The 922-nt window shown below is 75.6% G+C and carries 1 pseudogene; it reads right to left on the bottom strand.

The annotated features are described in order from the left end of the window. Nucleotides 1–922, bottom strand: a pseudogene (locus CCN42_RS43075) (hypothetical protein); the annotation flags it as partial.

A 922-nucleotide genomic window follows, 5' to 3' on the forward strand; every position in this document is an offset into this window, starting at 1 on the left:
GGTCACGGACGGGGAGCGGCACGCCTCCCCGGGTCCCGCCCGCCGAGGCCTGCCGCTCCCCGTCCGTGACCTCGAAGAGCCCCGCGGGCACCGACCGGCCGGCGTACAACGGGCCGTTCCGTGCGTCCCCCTTCACCCGCACCCGCAGCGTGAGCCCGTACGGCCCGGGGCCGACCTTCTCGGCGACACGGGCGGCGAGATGCACGACCAGGTAGTAGGAGCCGGCGAAGCGCAGCCCGCGCACCCGGTCGGTCGGGGCGTACCGGTTGGCGTAGTCGACCGGTGGCAGCGGATCGAGCGAGGCCGACTGCTGTCTGCCGTCGTATCCGGTGCCCGCGTCCTCGACGAGGGCCCGCACGGGGTTGTGGAGGGAGAGGTTCAGCGCGGCGGCGGCGAAATCGTGGCCGGTGCCGTCGGTGCCGCCCGCGCTGCCCAGCTCCGCGGTGGCGTACAGCTGCTGGCCCCAGTCGACCGGGACCTCGTAGAACAGCGTCCGTCCCGGCTCGACGTCGGCGGTCCACACGCCCTGCCCGACGGCCGTCGCCGTGTCGAACCCGGATCCGCCGGGCCGCCGCTCGGGTTCGTCGCCGGGCGGTGCGGGGGAGGCGGAGTCCCAGCCCTTCGGTGCGCTGGTGGCGCCGGTCCGCGCCGTCCGCGGTTCGGTGGCGACGGTCAGCTCCAGCTCCCACGGGTCCGACACCGGGCCCGCCGTCGCGCCCGTGCGTTCGACGACGACGTAGTAGGTCCCGGAGCCCTCGCAGCGCGCCTTGCCGGCCTCACGCGTGCCCCAGGCGGTGATCGGACGCGGGCTGCGGGAGGCGCCGACGGTGGCGCTGTCGTAGGAGCAGGAGCGGCTGTCGGTGTCCTGCACGGACACCTTGATGCCGTCGGAGGCGGAGACGGTGGCGGCGGGGTCGGGGAC

Origin of the sequence: Streptomyces glaucescens, assembly GCF_002154375.1 — a bacterium.
Lineage (GTDB): Bacteria > Actinomycetota > Actinomycetes > Streptomycetales > Streptomycetaceae > Streptomyces > Streptomyces glaucescens.